Raw genomic sequence first — 15,893 nt, forward strand, 5'->3', positions numbered from 1 at the left:
CGCTCAGAACCGCGGAATGTCGGGGAACGGCACCTGCCCCCGGCTGATATGCATGCGCCCCAGCTCGGCGCAGCGATGCAGCTGCGGGAACATCTTGCCAGGGTTGAGCAGCCCGTCGGCGTCGAAGGCGCATTTCAGCCGCTGCTGGTGCGCGAGATCGGTCTCGTCGAACATCGAAGGCATCAGATCGCGCTTTTCCACCCCGACGCCGTGCTCGCCGGTGAGCACGCCGCCTACCTCGACGCAGAGCAGCAGGATGTCGCGGCCGAACGCCTCGGCGCGCTCCAGCTCGCCCGGCTTGTTGGCGTCGTAGAGGATCAGCGGGTGCAGGTTGCCGTCGCCGGCATGGAACACGTTGGCGCAGGCCAGCCCGTATTTCGCCGACATGTCGATCATGCCGGACAGCACGCGCGGCAGCGCCTTCCTCGGGATGGTGCCGTCCATGCAGTAATAGTCCGGCGAGATCCGCCCGACCGCCGGGAAGGCCGCCTTGCGGCCGGCCCAGAACGCCATGCGCTCCTCCTCGCTGGTGGAGGCGCGCAGCGTCATGCAGCCAAGGCCCGAGGCGATCTCGGACACCCGGCCGATCAGGTGGTTCACCTCGGCTTCCGGGCCGTCCAGCTCGACGATCAGCAGCGCCTCGACATCGAGCGGGTAGCCGACCTTCACGAAGGCCTCGGCCGCCTCGATGGCAAGCTTGTCCATCATCTCCATGCCGCCGGGGATGATGCCGGCGGCGATGATGGAGGCGACGCATTCGCCGGCCGCTTCCGAGGAGGGGAAGCCGACCAGCACCGCCCGCGCGGTCTCCGGCTTCTTGAGGATGCGCACCGTCACTTCGGTGACGACGCCGAGGAGCCCTTCCGAGCCGACGATCAGGCCGAGCAGGTCGAGCCCGCCGGAATCGAGATGCTGGCCGCCGAGGCGCATCACCTCGCCGGTGATCAGCACCATCTCGACGCCCATGACGTTGTTGGTGGTGAGGCCGTATTTCAGGCAGTGCACGCCGCCGGAATTCTCCGCCACATTGCCGCCGATGGTGCAGGCGATCTGCGAGGAAGGGTCGGGCGCATAATAGAAGCCGTTATGCATCACCGCATTGGTGATGCCGAGATTGGTCACGCCCGGCTGGGCGGTCACGGTGCGGTTGTCGAAGTCGATGTCGAGGATGGCGTTGAACTTGCCCATGCCGAGCAGGATGGCGTCCTCCAGCGGCAGCGCGCCGCCCGACAGCGAGGTGCCCGCGCCGCGCGGCACCACCCGCACGCCGTTGGCGTGGCAATAGGCCAGCACCTTCGACACCTGCGCGGTGGTGGAGGGCAGCACCACGGCGAGCGGCAGCTGCCTGTAGGCGGTCAGCCCGTCGCTCTCATAGGGGCGCATCTCGATCTCGGTGTCGATCACCCCCTCGCCCGGCACGATGGCGCGCAGATCGGCGATGATCGCCGCCCGCCGCGCCAGCACGTCGCGCTTGGGCTCGGGCATGACGAGCGCGTGGTACTCGACATCCCCCGCCGCGTGCGCGGCCGATCCCTCTGGCTGGGACATGGCGATCCTCCCGTACGGTCATTCGACCCGTTCTAGAGAACCAATGCACCGCCTCTGGTAAAAAATCTAGACCAGCGCCCCTTATCTGTTGGTCGAGACCGATCAATTCGCCGCGCCATGGCATGGGGTGACTTGCGCCGGATCAAGGCGAGGATCACCTCATGGAGAGAAGAAGGAGCATGCTTGTGCATGCCGCGAGAGAGGAGAAACGTCCGATGACCGCCCACCCGTCCGCCGTTGCCGCCACCCTGAAGCGCATCCGCCTCCATCTCGCCCGCTCGAAGGAGTTTCCGGAGGGCAGCGCGCGGTACGGCTATGAATTCGTCGCTCCGCTCGACGAGACCGGCCATATCGACCTGGCGGCCTGGCGCCTCGCCCGCGAGGAATGCACGGTGCGCCGATTCTGGGGCAATGAGCGGCCGGAGGAAGGGCGGCTGATCCATCGCGCCGGCGGCGCCAATGGCGCGACCTGGGTGTTCGACTACGACCAGGGCGCGGCGGAGGATGACGAGGCGGGCTACCGCTTCGGCGACCACGCCTTCGCGCCGGGCGAATATGTCTCGCTGCGCGACGAGGACGGCGAGATGCATACCTTCAAGGTGGTGTCGGTCGAGGTCAATTAGGCGCGCGGACGGCGGCCGGGACCGCGGCGGTCTCGGTGGCCGGCGCGGTCGCCGGAGCACCGCTGCTGGTCGCCGGGCTCGCCACGGCGGGCACCGCCGCCGGCGGCGTGGTGGCGATCGGCGCGGCCGGCGCCACCGGGCGGGGCCGGCGCGGGCGCGGGGCCGGGCGGTCGATCATGCCGATGACCTGCTCGTGCAGCTCGGCCAATTTGTCGATGTTGAAATGGCCGATCTTGTCGTTGCCGCCCATGTTGATGTTCTGCACCTTGGGGCCGGCGACCGGCTTGCCGGAGCCCGAGGCGACGTAATAGTTCACCACCTTGCCGATGGAGGCCGAGGCGGTGGTCGGCGTCACCGGGTCGAAGGTGACGACCAGCGGCACCGGCACGCCCTCGCCGCTCACCTTGTTGCCCATATAGACCGCGGCGTCGGCGCCGAGCGAGTGGCCGACGATCACCACCGGCGAGGGGCGGCGCTTGCCGGCCTTGGCCTCGGCGACCGCGGCGGCCGACACCGCCTGCCAGTCGGCGTAGGAATGCACGGTGGCCTTGATGCCGCGCGCGTTCAGCTTCTTGGCGAGATCGTCCATGCCGAGCGAGAAGATGTTGGCGAGCCCGCGCAGCAGATAGACACGCGGCTTGGCATCCGGCTGGGCGGCGGTCTGGGCACCGGCGGGTGACGACATTGCGAGGGCGAGAACGAGGACGACGCACAGACCCCAAATACGCGCAAGCAATGTCATGTTTCGATTCCCAAGCCGACCCAGCACAACTTTCATGCATCCGCCACATTTGGCAATGCAATCGAAAATTCCTAACGCGATCGGCATTGCCCGGCCGTTAATGCATCCGTGTCACAGAAGCCCGTCCCGCGACCCGGTTTCGCACCCTGACGGGCCGAAGCGGCCTTGCCTTGCCATCGCCTCCGTGCAACCGCTGCGGCCGGGGTAAAGTTCCGCGCGATGGCGCCCGCGGCGCTTCAGGGAGGTTCGTCATGGCCGATGTCACCGTGTCCGGCGCATCCGATGACCCGGCAAGCCCGCCATCCGGCGCATCACCCGCGATGCCGGCCTCGGGGCTGTCGCCGTTCCGCGACCATCCGCTGCGCGCCAGGGTGCTGGCGGAACTGCATGCTCGCCCCTTCGTGCCGGTGGCAACGCCGGCGCGGCTGCTTCACCTCGCCTTCCTGGTGAACCGCGACGAAGCCCGCGCCGACCGCGACGCCTTCGCCGCGCTGTGCGCCGCGCGCGGCCAGCCGGCGCCTTCTAAGCAGGCCAAGCAGCACCGCACCACCTTCGGCGGCGTGCATGTGCGCTGGGAGCGCCATGCCGAGTTCACCACCTACACCTGGGAATTGCCGGCGGAGGACATCGTCGAGGGCGGCTTGCCCTTCCATCCGTCCTCGGCGAGCCTGATGGCGTCGCTGGCGCATTTGCCGCAGCCGGGGCCGCTGCTGGTGGCGGTCGACCTGCACCTGACCACCGACACCGCCGATTCGCTCAGCCTCGAACGGCTGTTCGACCGCGCCAGCCTCGCGCGCTCGGATGTCGAGGATGGCTTCGCCGAGATCGCCACCGACTTCCAGCCGGATGTCGCCGGCTTCGTGCGCATCCTGGTGCGCGACCGCGGCATGACGCCGGATGCCGCCGGCGCCCTCGTGCAGCGGGTGCTGGAGATCGAGACCTACCGCACCCTCGCTTTGCTCGGCCTGCCGGAGGCGATGCGCCTCGCGCCCGCCATCGCCCGCGTCGAGGAGCGGCTGCGGGCGGTCACCACCGAGATGAAGAACACCGAGGGTCTCGCCGCCAATCACAAGCTGCTCGACGAGCTCACCTCGCTCGCCGCAGAAGTGGAGGCCGACGCCGCCGCCTCGCTGTTCCGCTTCGGCGCCAGCCGTGCCTATGACGAGATCGTCGGCCTGCGCCTGCGCACCATCGGCGAGCGGCCGATCGCCGGCTTCCCGACCTGGCAGCAATTCCTCGCCCGTCGGCTGCAGCCGGCGATGCGCACCTGCGAGACCACCGAGCAGCGGCAGGCCAACCTGTCGCTCAAGCTCACCAGCGCCGCCAATCTGCTGCGCACCCGCGTCGACGTCGAGCTGGAGCAGCAGAATCGCGACCTGCTCTCCTCGATGAACAAGCGCGCCCGCATGCAGCTGCGCCTGCAGCAGACCGTCGAGGGTCTGTCGGTGGCGGCGATCTCCTATTACGTAGTCAGCCTGCTGCACCATGTGCTGGAGGGGCTGCACGCCGCCGCCGAGCATGCCGGCCTGCACTACGATGTCGGCATCGCCACCGCGCTGGCCGTCCCCTTCGTGGTGCTGGCGATCTGGATGGTGGTGCGGCGCATCCGTCGCGGCCATTTCGACGAAGGCTGAGCTCCGCAAAAGCACGAAGCCCGCCGCCGGTGAGGGCGACGGGCTCGGATGGACGGCAAGCGGGCGCCGCTTCCGCTATTGCGAGAAGCCGCCGGTCGAGGGAGCCGGCGCGCCGATCCACTGCGTCCCGCCGCTCGACGAAGCCGAGGAGGACGCCGCCGGGGCCGGGCTGGTCTGCGGCGCGCCGATCATCGGCGAGGAGGCGGAGGCCGCCGGCGCAGTGGCGGCGGGAGCGGTCGCGGCAGGGGCCGGCGTGACCCGTGCCGGCGTGGTCGCGGCGGCGGCGGCGGGCGCCGCGGCGGGGCTCGCCTGAGCCGGGCGCGGCTGCGCCGGCTGCTGGGCCGGCCGGGCCTGGGCCGCCGGGCGCGGACGGGTGGTGCGCCGCGCCTCGGCCGCGCCGGCCTGCGAATCGAAGCCGACATAGACGACGTAGCGCTCCAGCGCCTCCGGCGTCGGCAGCGGGAAGGTGACGTCGTCGGCGACCAGGCCGAAATCCACCTGCATCACGCCCTGGCCGATCTCCACCGGCACCGCGTAGAGCTTGGTCCAAACCGGCTTCGGCGTCGGGCCTTCCTCGACCACGGCGAGACGCAGCGGCACCGTCACCTTGCCGGGGCCGCCCTTGGCGCCAAGCAGCACGCGGCCCTGGATGCCGACACGCATGTTCATGTCCGGGCGGGCGAAATGGCACTCGCGCGAGAAGGCGCCGAGATTGGCCTGGTAGCGGACGCCGCCCTCGGCGCCGCTATCGGTGACCTGCCAGCTGGCGGCACCACCGCGCACCTGCACGCCGGGGCAGCTATAGTCGTCGGGATTGACGCCGGCGCTTGAATTGGCGCCGAGGCTGCCAGAGCCGGCCACCACGGTCTGCGCCGAGCCGGTGCCGCGCGCGGCGGTCACCGGAGCCGGCAAAGCGGGTGCGGCCGGCGCGGCGCGGCCGACGGCGGTCGGCCCGGAGGGCGAGCCGGCGGTCGGGGCGACGGTGGTGGTCTCCATGGTCGAGCCGAAACCGCCCTGGCCGTCGGTATTGCCGCCGCCCATCGGCCCCTCATTGCCGCCGCCGCCGAGGCCGCCGGCGCAACCCGCCAGCAGCAGCCCGAGAGCCGGCACGATGATGAGGCGGCGTGCGGAACCCGTCATCCCCGCGATGCCGAAAACGCCTTCACGCATAGGCACGTTCCCCTGTCCTCCCGGCGTGACGCCCGCCCGCAACGCAGGAGGCGCCGCCGCCATGGCCGCCATACCGCGCTTTTTTCGCGTCATCCGCCGATCCCAAAAGAGCATCCACCGCGAAAGCTGAACGGCCTTTGCGGCGAGAACATGCTCCAGTTCGTTGAATCCAGAGCGCTTTCCACCGATCGGGCCGCAAGGCCCGTCCGGTGGAAGCTCCAGTGCGGCCGCTCTTATAGCAAAGCAAGGCCGCGCGGGGGAACCGGGGATGAGCGCTCAGCCGCCCGAACCGCCATTCGGCGCGCCCTTCACCGGCACGGCACCGGCATTGGCGAGCCCTTCCGGCTTGCCGACCAGGCTGAACAGCAGCGCCGGGTTCTCGCGGAACCGGCCGGCGACGCGCTTGATGTCGTCGAGCGTCACCGCCGCCACCAGCTCGTTGCGCCGGTCGATATAGTCGATGCCGAGATCGTCGATCTGGATCTGCAAGAGCTGCGAGGCCACCTTGGCAGATGAGTCGAAGCGCAGCGCGAAGGAGCCGATCAGGTAGCTCTTGGCATCGGCGAGCTCTTCTTCGCTCGGCCCATCGGTCAGCAGCTTCAGATATTCGGCGCGGATGAGATCCACCGTCTCGCCGGCCCGCTCGTTCTTGGTGGCGGTGCCGCCGAGGATCAGCCCGGCATGGTCGAGCGGCGCGAGGTGGCTATAGACCGAATAGGCGAGGCCGCGCTTCTCGCGCACTTCCTTGAACAGCCGCGAGGAGAAGGCCGAGCCGCCCAGCATGTGGTTGAGCACGAAGGCGGGGATGAAGTCGGGATCGTTGCGCTTCAGCCCGATGCCGCCGAACACCATCGAGGTCTGCGGCACGTCGAGGGTCTTCACCTCCACGGCGCCGAGGCCCTGCGGCACCGCGTCCGGCACCGGCGTCAGCTCGGCCTTGGCCGGCAGCGCGCCGAACATCTGGTCGAGCGCCGGGGCGAGCTGCTCGGGGGTGATGTCGCCGACCACGGCGATCTTGAGGTTGTCGCGGGCCAGCGTGCGTTTCGCGAAAGCAGCGAGGTCGCCGCGGGTGATGGCGGGCACGCTCTCCAGCGTGCCGGACAGCGGCCGGCCATAGGGATGATTCGGGAACGCCTTCGCCGACCAGGCGAGGCTCGCCTGCGTCGAGGGGTCGTTGGCGCGACGGCGCAGGCCGGCGAGCTGGCCCTGGCGGATGCGCTCCACCGCTTCGTCGTCGAAGCGCGGCGCGTTCACCGCGAGCTTCATCAGCTCGAAGGCCGGCCCGACATTCTCCGACAGGGTGCGCAGCGAGCCGCCGACCATGTCGCGGGAGGCGTCGAAGCGCAGCTCGATCGCCTTCTCGGCCATCCTGTCCTGGAAGGCGCGGGCGTCGAGGTCTCCGGCGCCCTCATCGAGCAGCGAGGCGGCGAGGCTGGCGACGCCCGGCTTGTCGGCGGGGTCCTGCGCGCCGCCGCCGATAAAGGCGATCTCCATCGCCACCAGCGGCAGCGTGGTGTCGTGCACCAGCCAGGCCTCGATGCCGCCGGGGCTCACCACGCGCTGGATGCGGGTGGTCTCGGACTGGGCGGAGGCGGGCGGGGCGAGGGAAACGAGGGCGGTCATGGCAATGAGGCCTGCGGCGAGGTTGCGGGCGGACGGAACAAGGGCGGCAAGGCCGTCGGTCGAAAGCAGGGCGGCGAAGCCGCGCGGCGCGCGGACGGCGGCGCTCACGAGCGCTTCTCCGGGCTGGCCGGGGCGGCGGCCGCGTCGCGGGCGGGCAGCAGCTCGCTGGTCACCGCCCGCGCGGGAACGAGATAGCGCCGCGCCACCTCCTTCACCTCGTCGGCGGTCACCTGCTTCACCTCGTCCGGCCAGTTCCTGACGTCGTCGACGGTGGTGCCGGTGGCGAGCGCGGCGCCATAGATGCGCGCCAGCGTCGCCTGGTTGTCCTGGGCGTAGATCGCCTCGGCGACAAGGCGGGTCTTGGCGCGCTCCAGCTCGGCGGCCTCCGGCCCGTCGGCGGCCAGCTTGGCGATCACCGCGTCCATCGCGGTTTCGAGCTTGGCCATGTCGACGTCCGGGCGCGGCGTGGCGGAGACGCCGAAGCGGGTATCGTCGAGCGCCGTCGACTGGTACCAGGCGCCGGCGCCGGCGGCGAGGCCCTGCTCCACCACCAGCTCGCGATAGAGCCGGCTGGTCGAGCCGCCGCCCAGCACCTGCGCCAGCACGTCGAGCGCGACGCTGTCCTTCTTCTCGTTGCGATAGGCCGGCACCAGATAGGCGCGCGACAGGCTCGGCTGGCCGACGCGGGCATCGGCGAGGGTGAGGCGCCGCTCGGCGCGCGGCACTGGCTCCTTCGGGCGCACCCGCTCGGCGGTCTCGGCGCGGCGGGCGACCTTGCCATAGGTCTCCTCGGCGAGCTGCTTCACCGCCTCCGGCTCGACATCGCCGGCCACCACCAGAATGGCGTTGTTCGGCGTGTAGAAGCGCTTGTAGAAGGCCAGCGCGTCCTCGCGGTTGAGCTGCTTGATCTCGTCTTCCCAGCCGATGATCGGATGGCCATAGGGATGATTGGTGTACATCGCCGCCTGCGCGGCTTCCGAAAGCTGCGCGCCGGGGTCGTTGTCGGTGCGCATGCGGCGCTCTTCCAGCACCACGTCGCGCTCGGGCAGCACCACCTCGTCGGTGAGCACCAGCCCGGTCATGCGGTCGGCCTCGAAGCCCATCACCGTCTTCAGGTGCTCCTTGGCGACGCGCTGGAAATAGGCGGTGTAGTCGGTGGAGGTGAAGGCGTTCTCCTGCCCGCCGAGCTTGGACACCACCTGCGAGAACTCGCCGGCGGGGTGCGTCGCGGTACCCTTGAACATCAGGTGCTCGAGGAAATGCGCGATGCCGGACTTGCCGGGCTGCTCGTCGGCGGAGCCCACGCGGTACCACACCATATGCGTGACCACCGGGGCGCGATGATCGGGCACCACCACCACCTGCATGCCGTTGTCGAGCGTGTATTGCGCCACCTCGGCGGCCTCGGCGGGGCGGGGAGCGGCAAGGGCGGCAGCCCCGGTGGCAGCGGCAAGCAACAGAGCGGACATCAGCTTTCCAGTCGACATAACGGCATCCGGTTGGGTCATATGGGTACGCCGCGCCGCCCGCGCATCCCCGTTCGACGGGAAGGGCGGGCAGGTTCGCGCCGGGCGTGCCCGCAGCATGTTCCGCAAGCGTCGCACGAGTAGGGCGACAAGAACATGCTTGCGCTGGTTAAATCGCCGTAAGGGTGGCACGGAACCGCAAGGGTTCGACCCCGGCGAGGGTCAATCCCCCGTGATCGCCCATCGTGACCGCCGATTGCGATCGCCCGGCATGGCCGCCGATCACGAGGGGCCAGAAATGCAAAAGGCCGGCTGCGAAGCCGGCCTTGCGAGGGATGCGCTCAGTTGCGCTCCTTGTTGCGCTGGACCTGGTCGAACCAGTTGAGCGGGTTCCAGGCCTTGTCTTCCGGCCGCTCGGCGACCACGCCATAGGTGGCGCCGGGGGCCGGGGTCTGGAAGCCCGGCGGCGGCTGGGTGAGCGATTCGCGGTCCGGCTCGCCGGCGAACACCAGCGGCTTCTCTTCCTTCTTCGCGCCCCAGCCGAGGAAATCCATGCCGCTCGGCTTCAGCCAGTCCTCGCGCGCCGCCGCGTTCTCGCCCTTCGCCTTGTTGTTGGACGGGATGCCGGTGCGGGTGCTGGCCATTTCGGCCGGGGTGAGCGCGCGGGTCTGCGTGTTGTCGTTGACGTGGTTCTTCACCTTCTTCGACGCCGCTTGCTCTTTCTTCTTGCGCTCGTCGTCATAATCCTTCGGCCAGGCCGGATTCTGCGTGATCGCGGCGGTATCGCGCGGCGCCGGCAGCGAATCGCCGGCCCCCGGCGGCACGACGAGAGGGCCGCGCTCGCGATAGTCGATTTCCGGCGGCGGCGGCGCCACCAGGCCGAGGGTGGTGAGCATCTGCTCGGTAAAATTGTCTTCCTGGGCGGCGGCGGGCGCGACGCCGAGCAGCGTCAGGGCCACCAGCCCCGAAGTGAAGGCGGCGGCGATGGCAAGACCGCCTGCAAGGCCTCGCGCGATCACGCGGCGCGGGGCAATGGTCGATGTCGTCATCCGGTCGTCTCCTGCCAACCCCCGGCCGACGCAGAAGGGTCGGTCGATGGGCGCGCACGCAGTTTCCACGTCAGGACGGCGTTTTTTGGGCGCCGCCGAAGAAGGAGTCATACAAAAGCAGCGCCACGCCGGCAACAATGGCGACGTCCGACAGATTGAACACGTACCAGTAGAAGCCGAAGGCGTGCAGCGACACGAAGTCGAACACCGCGCCATAGGCCACCCGGTCGATGGCGTTGCCGAGCGCGCCGCCGATCAGGAGCCCGAGCGCCACCGCCTCGACGCGCCGCTCGGTGCGCGCCAGCCAGAACCAGAACAGCACCGCGGCGGCGATCTTCAGCCCGCCCAGCAGCCACCAGCCATCGGCGCCGCCGGCGAACATACCGTAGCTGATGCCGGTGTTCCACGCCCGCACGAAGTCGAGGAACGGCAGCACCGTCACCTTGCCGTCGTCGCCGAAATCGACGCCGTGGAGCACCGCGAGCTTCGACGCCTGGTCGACGACCAGCGCCAGCAGCGCGTAGAGCGCGCCGGTCCGGGTGAGCGGGCCGGTGAGGCGCAGCCTCATTCGGCGGCCCGCCGGCCGGTGGCGCGCTCGCGCAGCGCCTGCGCGTCGCGCGGGGTGACGTCCGGATAGTCCGGATCGGTGCCGACTAGCGGCGAGATCTTCCAGGAACGGGCGCATTTGTGCCCTTCCGCCTTGGCCGGCACCACCGCGACGCCCGGCACGTCGTCGAGGCGGAAGGCGTCCTTCGGCCCCTCATCCGGCATCAGATGCGCGTCGGAGGTGATGCACACCTCGGCGAGGTCGACGGCGCTGACCGCCGCGAACAGGTTGGCGTCCGCGACATGGATCACCGGCGCCGCCTCCAGCGAGGAGCCGATCCGCTTGGCGGCGCGCTCGATCTCCAGCGCGCCGAGCACCACCCGGCGCACCAGGCGGATCTTGCGCCACTCGTCGGCCAGCGTCGCGTCGCGCCACTTGGCCGGCGTGTCGGGGAAGGTCTCCAGATGCACCGAGCCGTCCTGCGACGGGAACCGGGCGAGCCAGGTCTCCTCCGCGGTGAAGGGCAGGATCGGCGCCAGCCAGATCACCAGCCGGCGGAACACCTCGTCGAGCACGGTCAGGCAGGCGCGGCGCGTCACCGAGGAGATCGGGTCGCAATAGAGCGCGTCCTTGCGCACGTCGAAATAGAACGCCGACAGCTCGGCGGTCATGAACTGGGTCAGCGCCGCGTTCACCCGCTTGAAATCGAAGCCGGCATAGGATTCGCGCACCACCTTGTCGAGTTCATGCAGCCGGTGCAGCACCATGCGCTCCAGCGCCGGCATGTCGACATAGGCGACGCGCTCGCTCTCGCGGTAATGGTGCAGCGAGCCGAGCAGCCAGCGCAGCGTGTTGCGCAGCTTGCGATAGGTCTCGACCGTGGTCTTGAGGATCTCCGCGCCGATGCGCAGATCGTCGGAATAGTCGGAGGCGCACACCCACAGGCGGAGGATGTCGGCGCCGGAGGACTTGATCACCTCCTGCGGGGCGACCACGTTGCCGATCGACTTCGACATCTTGCGGCCCTGCTCGTCGAGCACGAAGCCATGGGTCAGCACCACGTCATAGGGCGGCCGCGCGCGGGTGCCGCAGCTCTCCAAAAGCGAGGAATGGAACCAGCCGCGATGCTGGTCCGAACCCTCGAGATACATCACCCGGTCCGGCCCGCCATTGAAGGCGCGGTCGACCTTGAGGTCGTCGCGCACCTCCAGCGTGAAGGCGTGCGTCGAACCCGAATCGAACCAGACGTCGAGGATGTCGTCGACCTTGTGCCATTCATTGGCGCTGTAGTCGGTGCCGAGGAAGCGCTGGGTGGCGCCATCCTTGTACCAGGCGTCGGCGCCCTCGGCGGCGAAGGCCTCGGCGATGCGCGCATTCACCTTGTCGTCGCGCAGGATCTCGACGGTGCCGTCGCCCTTGTCCTTGACGAAGACGGCGATCGGCACGCCCCAGGCGCGCTGGCGCGACACCACCCAGTCCGGGCGGTTCTCGATCATGCCGTTGATGCGGTTCTCGCCGGAGGCCGGCACCCAGTCGACGCCGGCGATGCCGCCGAGCGCCCGCGCCCGCAGCGTGTCGCCGGCGGTCGCCGAGCCGTCCGCCGCCGCGATGTCCTTGTCCATCGCGATGAACCATTGCGGCGTGTTGCGGAAGATGATCGGCGCCTTGGAGCGCCAGCTGTGCGGATAGCTGTGCTTGATGCGCCCGCGCGCCATCAGCTTGCCGGCGGCGGCCAGCGTCTTGATGACGAGTTCGTTGGCGTCGCCGTCCTTGCCCTTGTCGTCCATCACCCGATGGCCGGCGAACAGCGCCACATGGTCGTAATAATAGCCGTCCGGCCCGACCGTGTGCGGCACCTCGCCGAGCTTCTCGGCGATGTAGAGATTGAAGTCGTCGGCACCGTGCCCCGGCGCGATGTGCACGAAGCCGGTACCGGCCTCGTCGGTGACATAGTCGCCGGCCACCACCGGCACGCCGAAGTCGAAATAGCCGTTGGTGCCCTCGACGCCGCGCAGCGGATGCGCGCAGACGAGATGGGTCGGGTCGACCTCCTTGTGGCGCTCATAGCCGGTGACGCGCGCGGCCTTGAACACCTCGGCCGCCAGCTTGTCGGCGAGGATGAAATGCTCGCCGACCTTGGCCCAGTTGTCGGACGCCGCTTCCGTCACCTCGTAGACGGCATAGGTGACGTTCTTCGAGAACGAAATGGCGCGGTTGCCGGGGATGGTCCAGGGCGTGGTGGTCCAGATCACCACCGAGGCACCCTCATAGGAGGGGAACAGATGGATGTCGGCGGCCTTGTCGGCCGGGTCGAGCCCCTTGGGCAGGCCGCCCGCGGTCGCCGCGCTCTTGCGATAGCCGGTGACCGGGAACTTCACATAGATCGTCGTCGAGGTGTGGTCGTGATACTCGACCTCGGCCTCGGCGAGCGCGGTGCGCTCCACCACCGACCACATCACCGGCTTGGAGCCGCGATAGAGCAGGCCGTTCGCGGCGAACTTCATGATCTCGCGGGCGATCTGCGCCTCGGCGTCGTAGCTCATGGTGACATAGGGATGATCCCAGTCACCGCCGACGCCGAGCCGCTTGAACTCGGCGCGCTGCACGTCGATCCAGCCCTGCGCGAAGGCGCGGCATTCCTGGCGGAACTCGACGACCGGCACCTCGTCCTTGTCGCGGCCCTTGGCGCGGTACTGCTCCTCGATCTTCCACTCGATTGGCAGACCGTGGCAGTCCCAGCCCGGCACGTAGTTGGAATCGTGGCCGAGCGCGCCCTGCGAGCGCACCACCACGTCCTTGAGGATCTTGTTCAGCGCGTGGCCGATATGGATGTTGCCATTGGCATAGGGCGGGCCGTCATGCAGCACGAAGCGCGGCTTGCCGGTGCCGGCCTCGCGCTGGCGGCGATAGAGGCCGATCTCTTCCCAGCGGGCGAGGAATTCCGGCTCGCGCTGCGGCAGCCCGGCGCGCATCGGGAAATCGGTCTGCGGCAGGAACAGCGTCGACGAGTAGTCGTGCGCCTCGCCGCCCTCGGTGTCGGGCGTCTTCGGCTCGCGGCCTTCGCTGTTACGGTTCGTCATGGACCGGCTCCTCACGCTGTCGGGCACGGTGTAAGCGCAGCGGCGAGGTGGTGCAAGGGTTTGCAACCGTACTTAAGGTGCCCTGCGAGGCGACCGCCTCAGCCGGCGCCGAGGATGGCGCGGGCGCGGCGGCTGTCCTCGTCCATCTGGACGATCAACGGCTCGATGCCGTCGAATTTCAGTTCGGGGCGCAGATAGGCGTGGAACGCCACCTTCAGCTTGCGGCCATAGAGGTCGCCGGACCAGTCGAACACGAAGGTCTCCAGCCGTGGCGCGCCGTCGTCGAAGGTCGGGCGGCGGCCGAAGCTCGCCACCGCCGGCCGCGCCACCCCGTCGATCTCCACCGTCACGGCATAGATGCCGTGCGCGAGCTCGATGGTCGGGTCGAGGCGCATATTGGCGGTGGGATAGCCGAGCTCGCGGCCGCGCTTGTCGCCATGGATCACCTCCGCCTCGATGGTGAAGGGCGCGCCCAGCATGTGCGCGGCCTGCTCGACGCGGCCCTGCGCGAGGGCGGCGCGGATCGCGCTGGAGGAGATCTGCGCGCCGTCGTCGAGCAGCGGCGGCACGATCTCCACCGAGAAGCCGTGGCGCGCGCCCGCCTCGCGCAGGAAGGCCGGCGAGCCGCCGCGCGCCCGGCCGAAATGGAAGTCGAAGCCGGCCACCACGCAGGCGACGCCGAGCCAGTCGACCAGGATCTCGGTGACGAAGCTCTCGGCATCCTTCGCCGCCAGCAGTGCGTCGAAGGCAAGCACCGCTGCCCCGTCGAGCCCGGTCGAGGCGAGCAGGCCGAGCTTCATCGGCTCTGGCGTCAGGCGGAACATCGGCTCGTTGGGACGGAAATAGGCGCGCGGATGCGGCTCGAAGGTCAGCGCCACCGCCGGCTTGCCGGCGGCATGCGCCCGCCGCACCGCCTCGCCGATCACCGCGCGATGGCCGCGATGCACGCCGTCGAAATTGCCGATCGCCACCACCGGATGGGCGAGGGCGGCCGGTACGGCGTCGCCGCCGCGTAGCACGATGAAGGGAGGGGGGGCGGGGGAAGCGCTCATCGGGGCAACACCGTCGGAACCTGCGTCACGGATCGCGCGCAAACTGGAGAGGCGCGGCCGGCACGTCAACGGCACACCCCTAGCCGCTTTCCGCGCCCCGCGAAACCGGCGCGCCGATACGAATAAGCTATCGCCTCGACAGGTTGCGCCTAGGGTCGGTCAAATCAGGCCGGCGGGTTCGGCTCCGCTCGATCGGGTCGACAAAGCCCGGCCGTGGCGCGGCTACCAGACCAGCTGCGGCGCGGCGGCGACCGGCCGGCCCGGCCCGTCCTCGATCAGCCGGGCGAGCGCCTTCGGGTCGATGGTGCCGGAGCGCTCCAGCCCCAATTCGCCGGCATGGATGCCGCCGGCGATGAACAGGCAGTCGATGCCTACCCCGAGCGCGCCGGCGAGGTCGGTGCGCAGCGCGTCGCCAATGGCGAGGAAGCGGTTCGGCTCCGCCGGCGCGCCGCGAAGTTCCGCCGCCTTGGCGAAGGCGGCCTCGTAGATCGGCCGGTGCGGCTTGCCGCACCAGATCGCCTCGCCGCCGATCGCCTGATAGGCCTCGGCGAGCGCGCCGGCGCACCAGATCAGCTCGCCGCCGCGCTCCACCACGATGTCGGGATTGGCGCAGATCATGGTGAGATCGCGTGCCTTCATCGCCGCCAGCGTGTCGCGATAGGTCTCGGGGGTCTCGGTGGTGTCGTCGAACAGCCCGGTGCAGACCACCAGCTCGGAGGCCTCCATCTCCACCAGCCCGACGCCGGCGCCCTGGTAGATGCCGAGGTCGCGCTCCGGTCCGAGATGCCACACCTTGCCGGCGCCACGCGCGCGCAGCAGCCCGGTGGTGACGTCGCCGGAGGTGACGATGGCGTCATAGGCGGTGCGGGGGACCCCGAAGCGGTCGAGGATCACGCCGACATCGGCGTTCGGCCGCGGCGCGTTGGAGACGAGGATGACCGTGCCGCCGGCGGCGCGGGCCCGGATCAACGCGTCCGAGGCGGCGGCGAAGGCGTTGGCGCCGTTGTGCAGCACGCCCCAGACGTCGCACAGGATCACGTCGTAGCGCGGCGCCAGCTCGGCGAAGGGCAGCACCGGGATCGCGGCGGCGGAGATGGACGCAGACGGCGCAGACGAAGACGGCACAGACGACATGGGCGGGGCGACCTCGGCGGGCGGATCGGAACGGGAAGGGCGACGAAGTTGGGCCAGCAAGTGCCATGCCGGCCGCCTCGGCACAAGGCCGGCGGCGGCATGGCTGCCTCCCGCTGCGGCAGCGCCGCTCCCGGCCAAGCTCGCCCATGACCACGCGCTCACAACGCGGCCCGGCTTGCCGCTTCGCACGCGCACGATGGCGCGCTGGCGGCTTTATGGCGTTGC

12 protein-coding genes are annotated in these 15,893 nt (G+C 69.8%); 2 read left to right on the forward strand and 10 right to left on the reverse strand.

The window, feature by feature from the left end; all coding sequences use genetic code 11:
• Nucleotides 1-3: 3 nt before the first annotated feature.
• Nucleotides 4-1,548 (reverse strand): FAD-linked oxidase C-terminal domain-containing protein, encoded by a 1,545-nt coding sequence (locus tag KHC28_RS08165; RefSeq protein WP_214007845.1) that lies wholly within the window; start codon nucleotides 1,546-1,548, stop codon nucleotides 4-6.
• 215 nt (nucleotides 1,549-1,763) lie between these two features.
• Between KHC28_RS08165 and KHC28_RS08170 the strand changes: the two genes are divergently transcribed.
• The gene (locus KHC28_RS08170; RefSeq protein WP_214007846.1) at nucleotides 1,764-2,171 is read left to right on the forward strand and encodes a hypothetical protein; all 408 of its coding nucleotides are present in this window, start codon (nucleotides 1,764-1,766) and stop codon (nucleotides 2,169-2,171) included.
• Here the strand turns inward: KHC28_RS08170 and KHC28_RS08175 are convergent.
• Nucleotides 2,164-2,913: a hypothetical protein gene (locus tag KHC28_RS08175; RefSeq protein ID WP_246564510.1), complete on the reverse strand. Its 750-nt coding sequence runs from the start codon at nucleotides 2,911-2,913 to the stop codon at nucleotides 2,164-2,166. The two genes, KHC28_RS08170 and KHC28_RS08175, sit on opposite strands and share 8 nt — an antisense overlap.
• 320 nt (nucleotides 2,914-3,233) lie before the next feature.
• Between KHC28_RS08175 and KHC28_RS08180 the strand changes: the two genes are divergently transcribed.
• A complete protein-coding gene (locus tag KHC28_RS08180; RefSeq protein ID WP_214008171.1) occupies nucleotides 3,234-4,547 on the forward strand; it encodes a DUF3422 family protein in 1,314 nt (437 codons plus the stop codon).
• Between the two features lie 75 nt (nucleotides 4,548-4,622).
• Here the strand turns inward: KHC28_RS08180 and KHC28_RS08185 are convergent, their stop codons facing one another.
• The 8 genes from KHC28_RS08185 to KHC28_RS08220 form a co-directional block, all read right to left on the reverse strand.
• Nucleotides 4,623-5,717, reverse strand: coding sequence for a hypothetical protein (locus KHC28_RS08185; RefSeq protein ID WP_214007847.1), 1,095 nt, complete (start codon nucleotides 5,715-5,717; stop codon nucleotides 4,623-4,625).
• Nucleotides 5,718-5,993: 276 nt separating this feature from the next.
• On the reverse strand, nucleotides 5,994-7,340 hold the full coding sequence (locus tag KHC28_RS08190; protein WP_214008172.1) for a M16 family metallopeptidase: 1,347 nt from the start codon (nucleotides 7,338-7,340) through the stop codon (nucleotides 5,994-5,996).
• 104 nt (nucleotides 7,341-7,444) lie between these two features.
• Complete coding sequence (locus KHC28_RS08195) at nucleotides 7,445-8,809, reverse strand: M16 family metallopeptidase (RefSeq protein ID WP_214007848.1); 1,365 nt, start codon at nucleotides 8,807-8,809, stop codon at nucleotides 7,445-7,447.
• A gap of 338 nt (nucleotides 8,810-9,147) precedes the next feature.
• On the reverse strand, nucleotides 9,148-9,855 hold the full coding sequence (locus KHC28_RS08200) for a hypothetical protein (protein ID WP_246564512.1): 708 nt from the start codon (nucleotides 9,853-9,855) through the stop codon (nucleotides 9,148-9,150).
• Nucleotides 9,856-9,925: 70 nt separating this feature from the next.
• A complete protein-coding gene (gene lspA, locus KHC28_RS08205) occupies nucleotides 9,926-10,423 on the reverse strand; it encodes a signal peptidase II (protein WP_214007849.1) in 498 nt (165 codons plus the stop codon).
• Nucleotides 10,420-13,482, reverse strand: a complete 3,063-nt coding sequence (gene ileS, locus KHC28_RS08210; protein WP_214007850.1) for an isoleucine--tRNA ligase — start codon at nucleotides 13,480-13,482, stop codon at nucleotides 10,420-10,422. The genes lspA and ileS overlap by 4 nt, the downstream gene beginning before the upstream one ends.
• A gap of 98 nt (nucleotides 13,483-13,580) precedes the next feature.
• Nucleotides 13,581-14,534 (reverse strand): bifunctional riboflavin kinase/FAD synthetase, encoded by a 954-nt coding sequence (locus KHC28_RS08215; protein WP_214007851.1) that lies wholly within the window; start codon nucleotides 14,532-14,534, stop codon nucleotides 13,581-13,583.
• A 222-nt stretch (nucleotides 14,535-14,756) separates the two neighbouring features.
• Nucleotides 14,757-15,668 carry a TIGR01459 family HAD-type hydrolase gene (locus tag KHC28_RS08220; RefSeq protein ID WP_214007852.1) on the reverse strand — a complete coding sequence of 304 codons (912 nt, stop codon included), beginning with the start codon at nucleotides 15,666-15,668 and terminating at the stop codon, nucleotides 14,757-14,759.
• Nucleotides 15,669-15,893 lie beyond the last annotated feature (225 nt).

This window comes from Ancylobacter sonchi, from assembly GCF_018390695.1.
GTDB classification, from domain to species: domain Bacteria; phylum Pseudomonadota; class Alphaproteobacteria; order Rhizobiales; family Xanthobacteraceae; genus Ancylobacter; species Ancylobacter sonchi.